Genomic DNA, 1,527 nt, shown 5'->3' with positions numbered 1-1,527 from the left:
AAGTTGCGATATACGCGGTGACCGAAGCCCATTAGGCGGAATGGATCGTTAGGATCTTTCGCCTTAGCAACGAACTCGTCGATGCGAGATTCATCACCGATCTCTTCAAGCATGGTCAGTACAGCTTCGTTAGCACCGCCGTGAGCTGGTCCCCAAAGTGCTGCAATACCAGAAGCGATACAAGCGAATGGGTTGGCACCAGAAGAACCTGCAAGACGTACTGTAGACGTGGATGCGTTCTGTTCGTGGTCAGCGTGTAGTACGAAGATGCGGTCCATTGCTTTCTCTAGTACAGGGTTAACCTGATACTGTTCACAAGGTGTACCGAACATCATCTGCAGGAAGTTACCTGCATAGCTCAGATCGTTACGTGGGTACATAAACGGCTGGCCGTTTGAGTACTTGAAGCACATTGCCGCAATGGTTGGCATTTTCGCGATTAGGCGGTATGCGCAAACTTCACGATGGTGAGCATCGTTGATGTCAAGAGAATCGTGATAGAAGGCAGACAGGGCACCAACAACACCACACATGATTGCCATTGGATGTGCGTCACGACGGAAGCCATTGAAGAAGTGGCTGATCTGTTCGTGAATCATCGTGTGATTCTTAACAGTGCTTACAAATTTTTCTTTCTGTTCAGCGTTTGGAAGTTCGCCATTCAGCAGTAGATAGCATACTTCCATGTAGTCTGATTTTTCTGCTAGCTCGTCAATTGGGTAACCGCCATGCAGAAGTACACCTTTACCGCCATCAATAAAAGTGATGCCTGAGTCGCATGCTGCGGTAGATACGAAACCAGGGTCATAGGTGAACAGGCCTTTACCAGTCAGAGGGCGCACATCAATTACATCTGGACCTAGAGTGCCTGAATACACAGGTAGCTCAATAGTTTCATCCAGACCGTCGACTGTTAAACGTGCTTTCTTATCAGCCATTAAAAGGCTCCTATCATTATGTTTTAGTTCTATTATGACTATCTATTGTAGTCAGATCTAAGAGTCTTGGCCCGATAGATTGGACGCAACCAATATAGAGATTGTTATGCGTTTGTCAATCCGACTAAATAGGTTAATTACTGCGATGCAGCAAGGAGGCGGTTTTTTTATCAGGAATGGCTAAGTGACTGAATAATCATTTGGTTGTACGACTTTTGATATGCCTAAAAGTCCTAGACAAAAGGCGAACTACGCTGTGTTTGCGTTGTATTGTCAAGGTTAAATGCTTATACTCTCGCCCCGAAGTTTGACTCTCTTATGTTTTTATTTATATAGAGGTGTATGAGAGCCATGCTTGAGGAGCGAGGTACTTATCTTCAACACTTCCGAGCAACCGAGCCCTGCAAAGGGGCCGTAAAAAGTGTGAACAAGAGCCGTGAATAAGAAAAGACCTGTAAACTTAGATCTTCGAACTATCAAACAGCCGTTACCGGCGATTACGTCCATCCTGCATCGTGTGACAGGTGTAGCACTATTTTTTGGTGCTGTATTTGCTCTGTATGCGTTGGGTTTATCCCTGGAGTCTGAA

The 1,527-nt window shown here is 45.6% G+C and carries 2 protein-coding genes; one reads left to right on the top strand and one right to left on the bottom strand.

The genetic code is table 11. The annotated features are described in order from the left end of the window. On the bottom strand, positions 1 to 938 hold a 938-nt coding region (gene gltA / locus MED92_RS03825; protein ID WP_007020172.1), incomplete at its 3' end, for a citrate synthase. Positions 939 to 1,374: 436 nt separating this feature from the next. On the opposite strand from gltA, the gene sdhC reads away from it, so the two are divergent. After that, positions 1,375 to 1,527, top strand: a 153-nt coding sequence (sdhC, locus tag MED92_RS03820; protein WP_007020171.1) for a succinate dehydrogenase, cytochrome b556 subunit, incomplete at its 3' end; no start/stop codon positions are given.

This window comes from Neptuniibacter caesariensis, assembly GCF_000153345.1.
Taxonomy (GTDB): Bacteria; Pseudomonadota; Gammaproteobacteria; order Pseudomonadales; family Balneatricaceae; genus Neptuniibacter; species Neptuniibacter caesariensis.
This window is presented reverse-complemented; position numbering and strand designations above follow the sequence as displayed.